The 15,228-nt window shown below is 63.8% G+C and carries 12 protein-coding genes; 10 read left to right on the top strand and 2 right to left on the bottom strand.

The features are described from left to right. Positions 1-161: 161 nt before the first annotated feature. On the bottom strand, positions 162-2,222 hold the full coding sequence (locus tag GMST_RS13410; protein WP_183355189.1) for an HD domain-containing phosphohydrolase: 2,061 nt from the start codon (positions 2,220-2,222) through the stop codon (positions 162-164). 330 nt (positions 2,223-2,552) lie between these two features. Here GMST_RS13410 and GMST_RS13405 point away from each other — a divergent pair, with 330 nt between their 5' ends. From GMST_RS13405 to GMST_RS13360, 10 genes are all read left to right on the top strand, one after another. Further along, positions 2,553-3,662 (top strand): SpoIID/LytB domain-containing protein, encoded by a 1,110-nt coding sequence (locus GMST_RS13405; protein WP_183355188.1) that lies wholly within the window; start codon positions 2,553-2,555, stop codon positions 3,660-3,662. After that, positions 3,662-4,687: a tRNA preQ1(34) S-adenosylmethionine ribosyltransferase-isomerase QueA gene (gene queA, locus GMST_RS13400; protein WP_183355187.1), complete on the top strand. Its 1,026-nt coding sequence runs from the start codon at positions 3,662-3,664 to the stop codon at positions 4,685-4,687. The genes GMST_RS13405 and queA overlap by 1 nt, the downstream gene beginning before the upstream one ends. A 213-nt stretch (positions 4,688-4,900) precedes the next feature. Continuing rightward, the gene (gene tgt, locus GMST_RS13395; RefSeq protein ID WP_183355186.1) at positions 4,901-6,031 is read left to right on the top strand and encodes a tRNA guanosine(34) transglycosylase Tgt; all 1,131 of its coding nucleotides are present in this window, start codon (positions 4,901-4,903) and stop codon (positions 6,029-6,031) included. Positions 6,032-6,280: 249 nt separating this feature from the next. Continuing rightward, complete coding sequence (gene yajC, locus GMST_RS13390) at positions 6,281-6,601, top strand: preprotein translocase subunit YajC (RefSeq protein WP_183355185.1); 321 nt, start codon at positions 6,281-6,283, stop codon at positions 6,599-6,601. A 33-nt stretch (positions 6,602-6,634) separates the two neighbouring features. Then, a complete protein-coding gene (gene secD, locus GMST_RS13385; protein WP_183355184.1) occupies positions 6,635-8,236 on the top strand; it encodes a protein translocase subunit SecD in 1,602 nt (533 codons plus the stop codon). A gap of 14 nt (positions 8,237-8,250) precedes the next feature. Next, positions 8,251-9,159, top strand: coding sequence for a protein translocase subunit SecF (secF, locus tag GMST_RS13380; protein ID WP_183355183.1), 909 nt, complete (start codon positions 8,251-8,253; stop codon positions 9,157-9,159). 13 nt (positions 9,160-9,172) lie between these two features. Beyond that, complete coding sequence (locus GMST_RS13375) at positions 9,173-9,721, top strand: tetratricopeptide repeat protein (RefSeq protein WP_183355182.1); 549 nt, start codon at positions 9,173-9,175, stop codon at positions 9,719-9,721. Positions 9,722-9,932: 211 nt separating this feature from the next. Further along, entirely contained in the window at positions 9,933-11,642 is a 1,710-nt protein-coding gene (gene recJ / locus GMST_RS13370) for a single-stranded-DNA-specific exonuclease RecJ (protein WP_183355181.1), read from the top strand. A gap of 3 nt (positions 11,643-11,645) precedes the next feature. Continuing rightward, positions 11,646-12,545 carry a cation diffusion facilitator family transporter gene (locus GMST_RS13365; RefSeq protein ID WP_183355180.1) on the top strand — a complete coding sequence of 300 codons (900 nt, stop codon included), beginning with the start codon at positions 11,646-11,648 and terminating at the stop codon, positions 12,543-12,545. A gap of 90 nt (positions 12,546-12,635) precedes the next feature. Beyond that, the gene (locus GMST_RS13360; RefSeq protein ID WP_183355179.1) at positions 12,636-13,496 is read left to right on the top strand and encodes a cytochrome c3 family protein; all 861 of its coding nucleotides are present in this window, start codon (positions 12,636-12,638) and stop codon (positions 13,494-13,496) included. Positions 13,497-13,608: 112 nt separating this feature from the next. On the opposite strand, the gene GMST_RS13355 is transcribed toward GMST_RS13360, so the two are convergent. Next, on the bottom strand, positions 13,609-15,078 hold the full coding sequence (locus GMST_RS13355; protein WP_183355178.1) for a lipopolysaccharide biosynthesis protein: 1,470 nt from the start codon (positions 15,076-15,078) through the stop codon (positions 13,609-13,611). Positions 15,079-15,228 lie beyond the last annotated feature (150 nt).

The following is a 15,228-nucleotide window of genomic DNA, read 5'->3' as shown; positions in this document are numbered from 1 at the left end:
TCCGATTGCGTTCTTTATAGGTGCGGGGGCCTTGAGGGGACCCGGCCGGCCCAACGTGAGCCGGCCCGTCGCCTGGGCGCGGGCCGGAGTGGACCTGCCATTTATAGCATGTATTGCCAAACGGGGCAATCGTTACGGGTTCTAAGGACTTAAGACGGTTCTCAGGCCTCTGCCGCCTCCAGGTCGCGGTGCGGCAGGAAGTTGGGGGTCATCAAGAGGTCGATGAAGATGGGGACCAGCTCGGGGTCGAACTGGGTCCCGGCGTTCTCGGAGAGCTCCTTGATGGCCACCTCGACCTCGAGGGCCTTGCGGTAGGGGCGGTCCGAGGTCATGGCGTCGAAGGAGTCGGCGATGGCCAGGATGCGCGACTCGAGGAGCAGGTCCTCGGCGGCCAGGTTGTTGGGGTACCCCAGCCCGTCGTAGCGCTCGTGGTGCTGCCCGATGCAGAGCCTTACGTCGTAGAGGAACTCGATCGGCTCGAGGATCTTCATGCCGATGGTCGGGTGCAACTGCAGTTCGGCCACGTCGGCCTTGGTCAGCTGCTCCTCCTTGTGCAAAAGCGACAGGTCGATGCCGATCTTGCCGATGTCGTGCAGGATGGCGGCGCGCTCGATCACCTTGAGGCGGTTTTGCGGCAGGTCAAGCCGGCGCGCCAGGGAGAGCGAAAGGCGGGTGACCCGCTCCGAGTGCCCCCGGGTGTAAGAGTCGCTCGCTTCGATGGCCGAGACCAGCGCCTGGATGGTGTTCAGGTAGGTCTTTTGCTGCTCGTCGTAGAGCTTCGCGTTCTTGATGGCGATGGAGGCCTGCGCGGCGATGGTGCTCAAAAGCTCCAGCTCTTCGTGGTTGTAGGTGGTGTTGTGCTGCTTGTTCACCACGGTGAGCGTGCCGATGATCTCGTCTTTTACCTGCAGGGGGGCGCAGATCAGGGTCTTTCTCTCGTAGCCCAGGGCCGAGTGCCGGTCGAACTCCGGCGTCTGCGCCATGTCCGCGATGAGCAGCGGCCGGCCGTTTCTGATCACCCAGGTGGAGACGCCGGACTCCTTCATCGGGATGCGCGCCTCCTGGTGCTCCGCGTCGTTGCCGGTGCCGAGCAGGTTGGTGACCTTGAGCTCCCCCGCCTCGGCATCGTAGAGGATGATGTAGCCGATCTGGGCCTGCAGGGTCTCCATGGTGGTCTGCACCACCAGATGGTACAGGCTCTCCACCTCGATGGTCGAGTTGATGGCGAGCCCCAGCTTGTACAGGGTGGAGAGCTTCGCCACCGCCTTCTCCAGGTTGGTGTTCTTGTCCTCGAGCTCCCCGGCCAGGTCGGCGATCTTGTAGTTCGCCTCCTCGATCTCCTCGATGCGCTCCTCGAGGGTGACGTTCAGGGTCTCGATCTCGCGGATCTGCTCCTCGAGCCGGCCGTTCATCAGGTGGGTTTCCCGGTGGTGGTTCAGCTTCTCCTGGGCGCGCGCCAGTTCGCGCTCGTGGGCCACAGTCGACTGCATGAGCATCTTCACCCGCTGCACCATGCGGTTGAAACTCTCCCCCAGGGTGCGCATCTCGTAGCTCGAGGAGAGCTCGATGCGCTGCTCGAAGTCGCCGCGCTCCACGTCCCTCATGAAGGAGATGAGTCTCTGGATCGGCTTGTCGACGTAGACGATGAGGAAGATGCCGATGGTGCAGAAGATGAGGCTTACCAAAAGGAGGCTCGAGTAGACCGCCGTGTCGCGTTCGTGGGTGATGTACTCCTTTAGGTAGTCGAGGGAGAGCCTGATCTCCAGAAAGCCGAGGGTGTCCTGCCCGGCGGCGTGGCACTTGAAACAGGCCGGGGCGTTGGTGATCCGGGCAAAGGAGACGAACGTGCCGTCATCGCCTGGGGCGCCGGTCCTGCGCCCGCCGGTCCCCTCCGGGCCGAAACCGGGGACCTGTTTCCCCACCTCGTCGTGCGAGGCGGAGACCAGGACCTTACCGTTGGCGTCCACGATGCGCAGGGACTTCACGAACTCCCGGGTCCTGATCCGGGCGAAGACGTTGCCGATCTCCTCCGAGTGTCCCGAGAGCATCGCGTTGCCGATGGAGCTCTTGATGGTCTCGATGAGCACCTGGGTGTTGCGGTTGGCGATCTCGTGCAGCATCTCCTTTTGATGGCTGAAGTTGAGAAAGGCTACCGTCCCGATGATCAGCATCATGATCAGGGTGACCAGGGTCAGAATTTTTATTTTCAGCGAGTTGAGCATAGTCCGTCCGTGGTAAAGAGTACGTGATATGGCCGCCGGCTCGCCGTGCAATGGCGGAGTGGCGCGGCGCCGGGCCCCGTGGTCCGGCCGGCGCCCAAACGGCGCGTTTTCCCGTGGTTCGGCGGCGGTGCGGGATTTGCGCGGCCCCCGGCTCCCTTCGGGGGGATGCGCAGTCGCGGGCCGCGATATTCTAATGAGAGCTCAAGCAATAGACTTGCCAATAATACACGGTTTTGCGCGAAGTTAGAATGATAAAATTATTGACTTTGCACGCTGTTCCATGGTTTATAGTTGAGGCTTTAAGGAAGGAAACTGGTGCACGCGGGATCGATGAACTGTTTCAGGTTGTTTCTCATACTGGTTTTGTGTCTGGTTGCCGCCGGAAGTTCAGCGGCGCTTAGGCCGGAGACCGTCAGGGTAGCACTCGTCAAGGGGGTCGAGACCCTGCGCATCGACGGCACCGGCATCCTTTTGACCGACAGCAAGGGGTACCCGCTCAGGCTGGAGATGCCGCTCGAGGTGAAGCGGAGTAGGGACGGCATCCTGGTGAACGGCAAAAGCCTTCCCGGGCTGATCGCTTCGGCGCCGGCACGGGTCACGGTGAACGGCAAGGGGTACCGCGGGCTCCTCGAGGTGACGCCGGGCGAGCGCGGCCTTTTGGTGGTAAACGAGCTCCCCCTGGAAGAGTACCTGGTGGGGCTCATCAACTGCGAGATCTCTTCGGCCTGGCCCATGGAGGCGATCAAGGCGCAGGCGGTGATCGCCCGCACCTACGCCGTCTACCAGAAACAGGCGCGTCGCGGCGCCCCCTACCAGCTGGAATCGACCGTGATGGACCAGGTCTACGAGGGGTGCGACCTCGAGGACAGCCGGGCGGCGCGCGGGGTGGCTGAGACCGCCGGCGAGCTTTTGACCTACGACGGGAAGGTGATCCAGGCCTTCTACCATTCCAACTGCGCCGGCCACACCGAGTCCTCGGAGCGGGTCTGGGGGCTTGCGATCCCCTACCTGCGCGGCGTCCCCTGCCAATACTGCCAACAGGCCAACCCGGTGCGCTGGGAGCTGAACCTCACCCTGAAAAAGGCCGAGGCGGCTCTGCGCGCGGCGGGGTACCAGGTCGCCGGACTGAGGGAGCTGCGGGTGAACGGGCGCAACGACAGCGGCCGGGTCCAGGAAGTGGCCGCCTACGCGGCGCGGGGCCGGGTCGCGGTCCCGGGCGTCGCCTTTCGCAAGGCGCTCGGGTACGGCGCAGTGAAGAGCACCAACTTCGAGATCAGAAGCTTCGGCGACGATATCCTGGTGAGCGGGGTAGGGAGCGGCCACGGTGTCGGCCTTTGCCAGTGGGGCGCCAAGCAGCGTGCCGGCGACGGATTCAACTACCGCGAAATCCTCTCCTACTACTACCCCGGCGTGACGCTCACGAAGGGGGACGCTCGCTAGTGCTGCTCTCCGATTTCGACTACCACCTCCCCCCCGAGCTCATCGCCCAGCATCCGGCCGAGCGCCGCGACGCTTCGCGGCTTTTGGCCGTCAGCCGCGCCAGCGGCGCCGTGAGCGAGCTTGGAATCGCCTCCATCGCCTCCCTGATCCGCCCGGGCGACCTTCTGGTCGTGAACGACACCCGGGTGATCCCGGCCCGGCTCTTCGGGCGCAAGGAGACCGGCGGCGCCGTGGAGATCTTCCTGGTGCGCCGGGTTCCTGGGGACGGGGAGGTCTGGAGCTGCCTGGTGAAGGCCTCCAAGAGCCCCGGAGCCGGCTGCCGCATCCTCATGGAAGAGGGGGTTAAGGCGAGCGTCCTCGAGCGCGGCGACGGCGAGTGGCGGGTCCGGTTCACCGGGACCGACGACTTCTGGGGGTGGCTCGACGCGGTGGGGCGCCTGCCGCTTCCCCCCTACATAAAGCGTGAGCCCAAGGGGGAGGACCGCGAGCGTTACCAGACCGTGTTCGCCCGGGAAAAGGGGGCCGTTGCCGCACCCACCGCGGGCCTGCACTTCACCCCCGAGCTTTTGGACCAGATCCGCGCCGCCGGTGCCGAGATCGAGCCGCTCACCCTGCACGTGGGGCTGGGGACCTTCATGCCGGTCCGGGTCGAGGACCTTTCCCAGCACACCATGCACCGCGAGTGGTACCGGATCCCCGAAAAGACCGCTGCGGCCATCCGGCGCTGTCGGGAGCGGGGCGGGCGGGTGATCGCCCTGGGGACCACGGCGCTCCGCGCGCTGGAGCATGCGGCGGCCTCGGGCGAACTCGAGGCGGGCGAGCGTGAAGCCGATATCTTCATCCTCCCCGGCTACCGGTTTCGGGTCGTCGATGCACTGATAACGAATTTTCATCTCCCCAAATCCACCCTGTTTATGTTAGTGTGCGCCTTTGCCGGCAAGGAGCGCATGCTGAACGCCTACCGCGAAGCGGTGGAGCGGCGCTTTCGCTTCTTCAGTTACGGCGACGCCATGTTCATCGGGTGAGGCGGGGGCGGGTTCCGCTTCGGGCCGCTCCGGGAAAACAGGCGGCTTTCGGCAGGTTTAGCGAAACGACGGGAGAGGGCAGGGCTTTAACCTGTCGGAATCGTCCTGTCTACAGCATTGACACGGTGTGAGCCGCCCGTTATATAGTGCGGCCCTGTGCCGCAAACCGGCAGCTGCGCCGACACCAACAACTACGTAGTACGGGAAGTGCGTTTGTCTGCTCTTACGTTTGAACTTATCGCGAAAGATCCGGGTTCCCAGGCCCGTTTAGGCTCTCTGACAACCACCCACGGCAAGATCGAGACCCCGATCTTCATGCCGGTCGGCACCCAGGCGACGGTGAAGGCGATGACCCCGGAGGAACTGGTCGAGGTAGGCTCCCAGATCATCCTGGCGAACACCTACCATCTCTACCTGCGCCCGGGGCACGACCTGGTGGCGCGGATGGGTGGGCTGCACCGCTTCATGCACTGGGACCGGCCGATCCTCACCGACTCGGGCGGGTTCCAGGTCTTCTCGCTGGGCGAGCTGCGCAAGATAAGCGAAGAGGGGGTGCAGTTCCGCTCCCACATCGACGGCTCGAAGCACTTCATCTCCCCGGAGGTCTCGGTGGCCATCCAGGAGGCCTTGGGCTCGGACATCGCCATGTGCTTCGACGAGTGCCCGCCGTACCCGGCCGAGTACGACTACGTGAAGAAGTCGCTCGAGCTCACCACCCGCTGGGCCAGGCGCTGCAAGGAGGCGCACCGGCGCCCCGACCAGGCGCTCTTCGGCATCGTCCAGGGGGGGATGCATCCGGAACTTCGGCGCGAGAGCGCCCGGCAGATCATCGACATCGGCTTCGACGGCTACGCCCTTGGTGGGCTCTCGGTTGGCGAGGAGCGCGAGATCATGTACGACATGATGCAGGCCTGCTCCGACATCCTCCCCGAGAACGGCCCGCGCTACATCATGGGGATCGGGGCGCCCGAGGACTTGATCGAAGGGGTGAACGCCGGCTTCGACATGTTCGACTGCGTGATGCCCACGCGAAACGCCCGTAACGGCGCGCTCTTCACCTCGACCGGGCGGATCAACATCAAGGCGGCGATCTACGCCGAGGACGAGGGGGCGATCGATGCGGCCTGCGACTGCTACGTCTGCCGCAACTACTCGAGGGCCTATTTGAGGCACCTCTACCGCAGCCAGGAGATCCTCGCCTCCCGGCTCAACACCTGGCACAACCTGCACTTCTACCTGAACCTGATGGGGGAGGTGAGGCGGGCCATCGCCCAAGGGCGCTTCGCCCAGTTTCGCAAGGAGTTCTACGCGAAACGCGCGATGGCGGAGCCGGTATTCGGGTAGGGGCAGGGACCCGTCGCTATCTCGTAGAAGCACGTCTCACCTTTCCCCCTCCCTTGACGGGCGGGGGTAGGGGGGTGGGTGAAGGAGCCAGCGGCGGAACCGTCAGTGTTCAGCTTCCCCCTCACCCCGACCCTCCCCCGCCAGGGGGGAGGGAGGACTCACAGCTTAAAACGCACACCTGCAGCTGCAAGCCGGATCGCGACATATTTTTCAATGCACTAACGGGAAACCAAAACAGGAGGTAACAACATGTTTTCTTTGGCGTTTGCAGAAGGGGCCCCCGCAGCCGGTGCTGCCGGCGGTGGCATGATGGCCCAGTTCCAGGGGATGATCCCCCTCATCTTGATGTTCGCCATCTTTTACTTCCTGCTCATCCGTCCCCAGCAGAAGAAGGCGAAGGAGCACCGTACCCTGCTCGACGCCCTCAAAAAGGGAGACCAGGTAGTGACCGCAGGCGGCATGCACGGCAAGATCACCTCCATCGACGACCAGTCGGTGATGCTGGAGATCGCACCGGGCGTCAACGTCAAGTACAACAAGGGGTTCATCGCCTCGGTCAAGCAGGACTAGCATCGATTTTTTATCCCTGAAAAGGAGCTTCTCATGAGCAAGGGTTATACCTGGCGCATCACACTGATTGTACTGTTCATTGTCGCCTCGGCGGTTTACCTGACGCCGACGCTGGTTTCGTCGCTCCCCTCCTGGTGGGGCGGTGTGCTCCCCAAGGACAAGATCCACCTGGGTCTCGACCTGCAGGGGGGTACTCATCTGGTGATGGAGGTGGAGACCCAGAAGGCGGTGGAAGGCTCGCTGGACCTGATCGCCACCGATCTTGAGGACTCGCTCACCCAGAAGAACCTCCGCTTCAAGAAGATCGGGAAGCTGGGCGGCGACAAGGTGCAGCTTACCCTGTACGATCGCGGCTCCGCCGACGAGGTGGTCAAGCTGGTCAAGAAGAAGTACCCGGACCTCGAGACCCTGCCGCTGGTCGACGAGGGTGGCTTCGTGAACCTGCAGCTGAGGGTGAACGAGAAAGAGGCCCAGGTGCGCAAGGACCGCGCCGTTGCCCAGGCGCTGGAGACCATCCGCAACAGGATCGACCAGTTCGGCGTCTCCGAGCCGATCATCGCCCGCGAGGGGATCAACCACATCGTGGTGCAGCTCCCCGGCATCAAGGATCCCAAGCGCGCCATCGAGCTGATCGGCAAGACCGCCCGCCTCGAGTTCAAGCTCGTGGACGAGAACGTGAACGCCGCCACCGCGAGCCCCGGGAGCATCCCCGAGGACGACGAGCTCCTCTTCGAGAAGCGCACCGACCCGCAGACCGGCGCCGTCTCCGAGACCCCGCTCGTGGTGAAGAAGAAGGCGATGATCACCGGCGAGCTTCTGACCGACGCCCAGGTGCGCATCGACTCGCAGTACAACCAGCCCTACGTGGGGATCGAATTCAACTCGACCGGTGCCCGCCTCTTCGACCAGGTGACCGCCGCCAACGTGGGCAAGCGCTTCGCCATCGTCCTGGACAGCAACGTCTACTCCGCTCCGGTGATCCGCGAGAGGATCTCGGGCGGTTCCGCGCAGATCTCCGGCTCCTTCACCGAGAAGGACGCCTCCGACCTCGCCATCGTCCTGCGCGCCGGTTCGCTGCCGGCTCCGGTCAAGATCCTGCAGAACGTCACCGTCGGACCTTCCCTGGGTGCCGATTCCATCAAGAAGGGGCTCGTAGCCGGTCTCATCGGCGTGGTCCTGGTCGTAATCTTCATGGGGATCTACTACAAGATCTCCGGCATGGTCGCGAACCTCGGCATGGTCCTCAACATCGTCTACCTGATGGGTGCCCTGGCCGCCCTGGGCGCTACCCTTACGCTCCCCGGCATCGCCGCTATCGTCCTCTTGGTCGGTATGTCCGTCGACTCCAACGTGCTCATCTTCGAGAGGATCCGCGAAGAGCTGAGGCTCGGCAAGACGCCGCACGCGGCGCTCGACGCCGGCTACGACAAGGCGTTCTTGACCATCATGGACTCGCACGTGACGGCGCTCATCACCGCGGCCGTGCTGTTCCAGTTCGGCACCGGTCCGGTCAAGGGCTTCGCCGTTTCCTTGAGCCTTGGTATCATCATCAACCTGTTCACGTCGCTGTTGGCTACGAGGGTGCTCTTCGATGCCTTCCTTGATCGCGTCCACGTGAAGAGACTCAGCATTTAAGGAAGGGGGAGACAATGGAACTTCTGGGAAAAACCAACATAGATTTCATCGGGATGAGGAAGATCTCCTTCATCATCTCCGGCATCATATCCATCATCGGCATCATCGGGATCATCCAGATCAGCCGCGGCGTCGCCAACATGGGTATCGACTTCTCCGGCGGTACCTCGATGCAGCTCAAGTTCACCCAGCCGGTCACCACCCAGGCCGCCCGCGACGCCCTGGCCCGCGAGGGGATCAAGGAAGTCGACCTGCAGGAGATCACCGACGGCAACAAGCTCCTGATCAAGATGCGCAAGAGCTCCACCGGTGACGTGAAGGTTGCCGACCACGTCCAGGACGCCTTGAAAAAAGAGTTCGCCTCGAACCCCTTCGTGGTGGAGAGCTCCACCGAGATCGGCCCTTCCATCGGTGAGAAGCTGAAGAGCGACACTCTGATGGCGGTAGCGCTCTCGCTCCTGGGGATCGTGCTCTACATCGCCTGGCGCTTCGACTTCAAGTTCGGCGTGGGTGCCGTGCTCGCCACCTTGCACGACGTCCTGGCCATCATCGCGGTCTTCTACCTGATGCACAAGGAGGTGAACCTCCTTTTGGTCACCGCCGTCCTGACCATCGCCGGTTACTCGCTCACCGACACCGTCGTCGTCTTCGACCGCATCAGGGAAAACCTGCACAAGAGCCTGAAAGATCCGGTCATCCCGATCTTCAACCGCTCCATCAACGAGGTGCTCTCCCGTACCATCGTGACCTCGCTCACCACCTTCCTCGCCTCCTGCTCGCTGTTCGCCTTCGGCGGCGAGGTGATCCACGACTTCGCCTTCGCCCTGGTGGTCGGCGTGCTGGTCGGTACCTACTCCTCGATCTTCGTGGCGAGCCCGATCGTGGCTCTTTGGGAAAAAAATCCGGCTGAAGTTAAGGCATAAAGGAGGCCTCAAGTTGAACAAGGAGAACGTCCTCACCGTAGTGGTAGCACTGATCGTGGGTCTGCTGGGCGGATACCTGATCTTCAACATCGCTGGCAACAAGGACCTTCCTGCCAACGTCGCCGTGCCGCAGGGCGCCGGCACCCCGACCGACTACCAGCGGCGCATCGCCGAGGCCGAGAAGATCGTGGCGCGGGATCCGAAGAACGCCCAGGTCTGGGCCCAGCTCGGCAACGACTACTTCGATACCGACCAGGCCCAGAAGGCGATCAACGCCTACTCGAAGGTGCTGGAAATCGAGCCCAACAACGTGAACGTCCTCACCGATCAGGGGATCATGTACCGCAAGGTGGGGTGGTACGACAAGGCGATCGCCAACTTCGAGAAGGCACAGCAGAAGGACCCGAAGCACCTGCAGAGCCTCTACAACCTGGGGGTCGTCTACTTCCAGGACCTGAAGCAGCCGGAAAAGGCGCGGGAGATCTGGACCAAGTACCTCCAGTTCGACTCCACGAGCCCGACGGCCCAGCAGATCAAGGCCGACATGGCCGGCATGAAGTAGCAGGCTGAACCTTATGCAGTGACCAAAAGAACCCGCTCCGGCGGGTTCTTTTTTTGTGGCTGAACCTGGCACAACTGCCGCCCCAGCTCCGACAGCTTCCCTCCTTGCCCGATTTTTCCCTTAGGAACCCCGGCCCGAGGTGGTATTATTGCTCGGGGTCGGGGGCTTCCGATCCCGTGAACGACTGTACTTCCATGATTTCGAGGGCTTGATGCAACCTATCACCCAACGCACCTGGCGCGAGCGCGAGGCCGACCCCGCCGCACTTGAGGCGCTCTCCCGCGCGGGGTTCGCCCCACTTACCGCGCGCCTCATCGCCAACCGCGGTATCGGCGATCCCGACGCCGCCGGCAGCTATCTAAGCCCCACCCTCAATAACCTGCACGACCCCCAGCTCCTCAAAGGGGTGGCCGAGAGCGCCGAGCGCCTCGAGTCGGCCCTCGAGCGCGGCGAGCGGGTCTGCGTGCACGGCGACTACGACGTGGACGGCGTCACCTCGACCGCGCTGCTCATCTCCTTTTTCCGCAGCGTGGGGATCGACTGTTTCCACTACATCCCGAAGCGGCTCTCCGAGGGGTACGGCCTCTCCGAGCAGGGGGTGCGCGCCGCCTGCGACCGGGGGGCGCGGATCCTCATCACCGTTGATTGCGGCATCACGGCGCTGGCCGAGGCCGAGCTTTGCCGCGAGCTCGGGATCGACCTCATCGTAACCGACCACCACTCGCCGCCGGAGCGGCTCCCCGACGCCTTTGCCATCGTGAACCCGCTTTTGCCGGATTGCCGCTACCCCTTCAAGTCGCTGGCCGGGGTAGGGGTCGCCTTCCACCTGCTGATCGCCCTCAGGGCGCGGCTGCGTGCCGCCGGCCGCTTCGGCGCCGGCCAGCCCGACCTGCGCGACTACCTCGACCTGGTGGCTCTCGGCACCATCGCCGACGTGGTCCCGCTCCTCGGGGTGAACCGAATCCTGGCAAGCTACGGCCTGAAGCAGCTGGGGACCGCGAACCGCCCGGGGATCCAGGCGCTCAAAGAGGTCGCCGGGGTTACCGGCGAGGTGGGGTGCGGCGCGGTCGGCTTCCGGCTCGCACCGCGCATCAACGCGGCCGGGCGGCTCGAGGACGCCGCGCTCGGGCTGGAGCTTCTGCTCACCGAGGACCCTGTCCGGGCGCGCGAGATCGCGCGGGCGCTCGACGAGGCGAACGCAGAGCGCCAGGCCCTGGAGCGGGCCACCCTGGAGGAGGCGCGCAGCATGCTCGACGAGGGGGCCTGCCGGGGGAGAAAGAGCATCGTGCTCGGCTCGGAACTCTGGCACCCCGGGGTCATCGGCATCGTCGCCTCGCGCATCGCCGAGCTTTTCCACCGTCCGGTGATCCTGTTCGCCTTTGAGGACGGCACCGGGCGCGGTTCGGGGCGCAGCATCTCCCGGTTTCACCTTTTGGACGCCATCAAGAGCTGTGCGGGGCACCTGTTGCGCTACGGCGGCCACAGCCATGCCGCCGGGCTCTCCATCGCCCAGGAGGAGCTGGAGCGCTTCGCGCTTAAGTTCGACGAGGCCGCCTCGAGCGTGCTCGACGGTGACGCCCTGGTCCCCTGCATCTCCTACGATGCCGAGATCGGCGCCGGCGAGATCACCGAGTCGCTGGTCGAGGAACTGGAGCGGATGCGCCCCTTCGGCATGGCGAACCCTGAGCCGCTCTTCTTGGTGCGCGGTGCCGCGGTCTCTTCCAGCCGGGTGCTCAAGGGTGGGCACCTAAAGCTCCAGATCTCCCTCGGGGGGCGGAGTTTCGACGCCATCGGCTTTGGCCTTGCCGAAAAAGAGGTGACCGGGGGGCGGGTGGATCTTTTGTGTACGCCGGGGATCAACGTCTGGAACGGGAAGAGCTCGCTGCAGCTCACCGTCAAGGATCTGCGCCTGGAGGGTTGATTCGTGCAGAGAGGGGAGCGCTTCAACAGGGCGGACCGGGTCATCAAGATCGGTTTCTGGATCAACGCCTGGCTCATGGTGCTGAAACTGGCCGCCGGCCACTTCGGCCGTTCCGAGGCGGTCTTCGCCGACGGCGTGGAGAGCGCCTGCGACTTCGTCGGGATCGTGCTCACCCTCGTCGCGCTCAAGATGGGGCGCAAGCCCTTCGACGCCGACCACCCCTACGGCCACGGCAAGGTGGAGAGCCTGGCCGCGGTCTTTGTTGCGGTCATCATCTGCGCCACCGGCCTTTGGATCCTCTACGGCGCGGCGCACACCATCCTGGACGCCAGGTACCAGGATCCCCGGCTGATCGCGGTTATCGCCGCCGCCCTCACCATCGTCATCAAGGAGGCGCTCTACCGCTACTCCGTGCAGGTCGGCGGCGCGCTGGGGAGCCCGGCGCTTTTGGCCATCGCCAAGGACCATCGCAAGGATGCCCTCACCTCGATCGCCACCCTGGTCGGCGTGGGGGGGGCCTTCTTCGGGGTCGGGATCATGGACCCCATCGCCGCCGGGCTCACCTCGTTCTTCATCCTGCACATCGGCTTCCAGGGGTTCCGGATCTCGGCGCACGAACTGATGGACGGCCAGCCCGCGACCGAGGAGGTCGCCGAGATCGCGGCGCTCGCCGCGGCGACCGAGGGGGTGGACCGGGTGCACGAGATCAGGGCGCGCCGCTCTGGGCAGTTCCTCATCGTCGATTTGAAGCTCGACATGGATCCCGAGATGACCGTCAAGCGCTCCCACGACATCGCGACCCGCGTCAAGGAGCGCATCTTCGAGCGCTTCTCGAATGTGGGGGACGTGATGATCCATATCAACCCTTCCGACGAGCCCCACGAAGACCTAAACCGCCTTTAAGTTTACACATCTCTCTTGACAGAAGCTTCGGTTAGGTAGTATTAAGACCAATCGAGTTGGAATGAATTCTGTAATAAATCTGGAGGAGAGATGAAGAAGAGAGAGTGTCTCGCGCTGGGGCGTCTGTCCCTGTTAGTGGTTGCCCTGCTGCTCGTGGCTGCCACGTCCTTTGCGGCCAAGGTTGCCACCGTCGAAATACCGGTGAACACCGAGATGTACGCCACGGCTCCGGCACCGCTCGCCCCCGCCCAGTGTGCCCAGTGCCACAACGCCCAGTTCGGGAACCTGAAGGAGAAGGGGGGCAAGCACCGCTTCGCCTGCCAGGACTGCCACAAGTCCTTCCACGCCTACAACCCGAAGAAGGCCAACTACGACGAGCTGATGCCCAAGTGCGCTTCCTGCCACACGGACATCCACGGCCCGGCCAACAAGGACTGCTCCTCCTGCCACACCAACCCGCACACCCCGCGCGTCGTGGCGACCACCCCGCGCCTGACCAACTCCTGCGCCACCTGCCACGCGGAAGAGAAGCAAGAGATTGTCAAGTTCCCGAGCAAGCACGGCAGCTTCTCCTGCGACAAGTGCCACCACACCAAGCACGGCTACAAGCCGTCCTGCGCCGAGTGCCACAAGCCGCACTTCCAGGGCCAGGAGTACTCCACCTGCTTGAAGTGCCACCCGGTGCACCGTCCGAAGCAGGTGACCTACCAGAGCACCGAGCCGGCAGCCACCTGCGGTTCCTGCCACACCCAGATCTTCAACAAGTGGAAGGCGACCCCGAGCCGCCACGCCAAGGTGAACTGCGCCACCTGCCACAAGGACAAGCACGGCTACATCCCGCAGTGCACCGAGTGCCACAAGGCTCCGCATCCGAAGAACATCCTGGATCGCTTCCCGAAATGCCTCACCTGCCACCTCGACGTGCATGACCTTCCTGCGATGAAGAAGTAGGGCGTAAACGCCGAACCGGCACACCGGAAACACCAAGGGCGGTCCCGAAATGGGCCGCCCTTTTTTGTGCGCCGGCGCTGGTAAAACGCGCCGTAACCGGGAGTCACGGTGTTCAGGTCGCTTGGCCCAGCTTTTTCCGCTCGACGAGGTAGGCGCGGACCACCTGCAGGAGCTCCCAGCGGGTGACGAGTCCAAGCGTCACCAGGTAGATGGCGCCGGCCAGCAGTGCCTTACCGAGAAGCAAGGGGAGGTTTTCGGCGCTCGTCCCGGAGAAGGCGGCGAACACAAGGAGCACCGGGACGGCCGCCAGCAGGGATGGTTTGACCGCGTTCCAGAGTTCCGCCGGCACGATCTTCAGGTTGAGTTTGAGGAAGCGGTAGAAGGTGAAGTACTGGGAGAGGTAGGAAAGCGTCACCGACCAGGCCACCCCCTCGATGCCGAAGTGGACCAGCGCGGGGTAGATGGTGACAAGGCCGACCAGGCAGGCGATCAGGTTCGCCTTGAAGAGCACCCGGGTGGCTCCCAGGGCGACCATGACCTGGCCGACCGGCTCCAAGAGTCCGCGGATGACGCCGTAGACGCAGATGATGCGCAGGGCGGTCAGGGCCGGCAGCCACTTCCCGCTGCCGTGCCCCAGCACGAGGACCAGGAACTCCCGGGAGACCACGAACAGGACGCAGTTGGCGAGCACGATGGCGTATCCCGAGTACTCGACGGTCTTCAGGTACGAGTTCTTCAGCTCCTCGAGGTCGCTTTGCAGCTTCGCCATCAAGGGGAAGGTCACCCGCAAGACGATCGAGTACATGATGAGGCAGATCATGGAGCCCCAGGTGAAGGCGATGGTGAAGTAGCCCAGTTGTGCGGCGCCCTTGACCGAGCCGATGATGAAATTGGCGAGGTTTGCGATCAGGAAGGCGAAGAGCCCGGTGAGGAACAGGTAGCCGCCGAAGTTCACCAGTTCGTGGGCAATGGCGCGATTCATCCGGAAGCTCACCCGTACCGGCCTCAAGAGGCTCTGCACCAGGGCCCCCAGGAAGCTCGAGGCGAGGTAGGCCGCGATGATGCTCCAGTAGCCGAACCCTGAAAGCGCCATGACGATGGAGACGGCAGAGTTGACGAAATTGACGCCGGTCTCGGCCAGGGAGATCCTCTTGAAGTCCATGTCGCGGCTGAGCAGGGCATTGGGGAGGAAGTAGATGTTGTTGAAGAGAAAGGAGAGGGCGAGCATCTGCACGGCGCGCGACGCGTTTCCGTTGGGCATCAGGTACTCGACGGCGCTCGATGCCGAGATGGTGACCACGGCGATGAGGCTGCCGATCACGAACTTGAGGGTGAAGGCGGTATCGATGATCTCCTCGTCCAGCCGGTCGCGCTGGATGAGGGCGCTGCCGATGCCGATATCGGCGAACTTCTCCATGAAGGCGACGAACATGAAGGCGAAGCTCGCGATCCCGTAATCATGGGCGAGCAGGCACCTCCCCAAAACCACGCTGGAGACGGCGGAGAACAGGTAGGTGATCAGCTTCGCCGCGGTGGCGTACCCGATCCCCTTGACTGCCAGATGCTTGTCGGAAGTTTTCACGTTGTCGAGTCCGGGGGCGGTACCGCGTGGTCCGCGGGTTGGTGGCCGGTGGTCGGGTGAGCTGTAACAGGTTTCGATCCCGGATAAGGGTATATTAAAACTGACTAACGTCAACGGCCGGCAGCGTCCGGGACCGCTCCCCGGGCAGGC

Origin of the sequence: Geomonas silvestris, assembly GCF_014193515.1 — a bacterium.
Taxonomy (GTDB): Bacteria; Desulfobacterota; Desulfuromonadia; order Geobacterales; family Geobacteraceae; genus Geomonas; species Geomonas silvestris.
The sequence above is the reverse complement of the archived record's forward strand: the minus strand, read 5'-3'. Positions and strand labels throughout refer to the sequence as shown.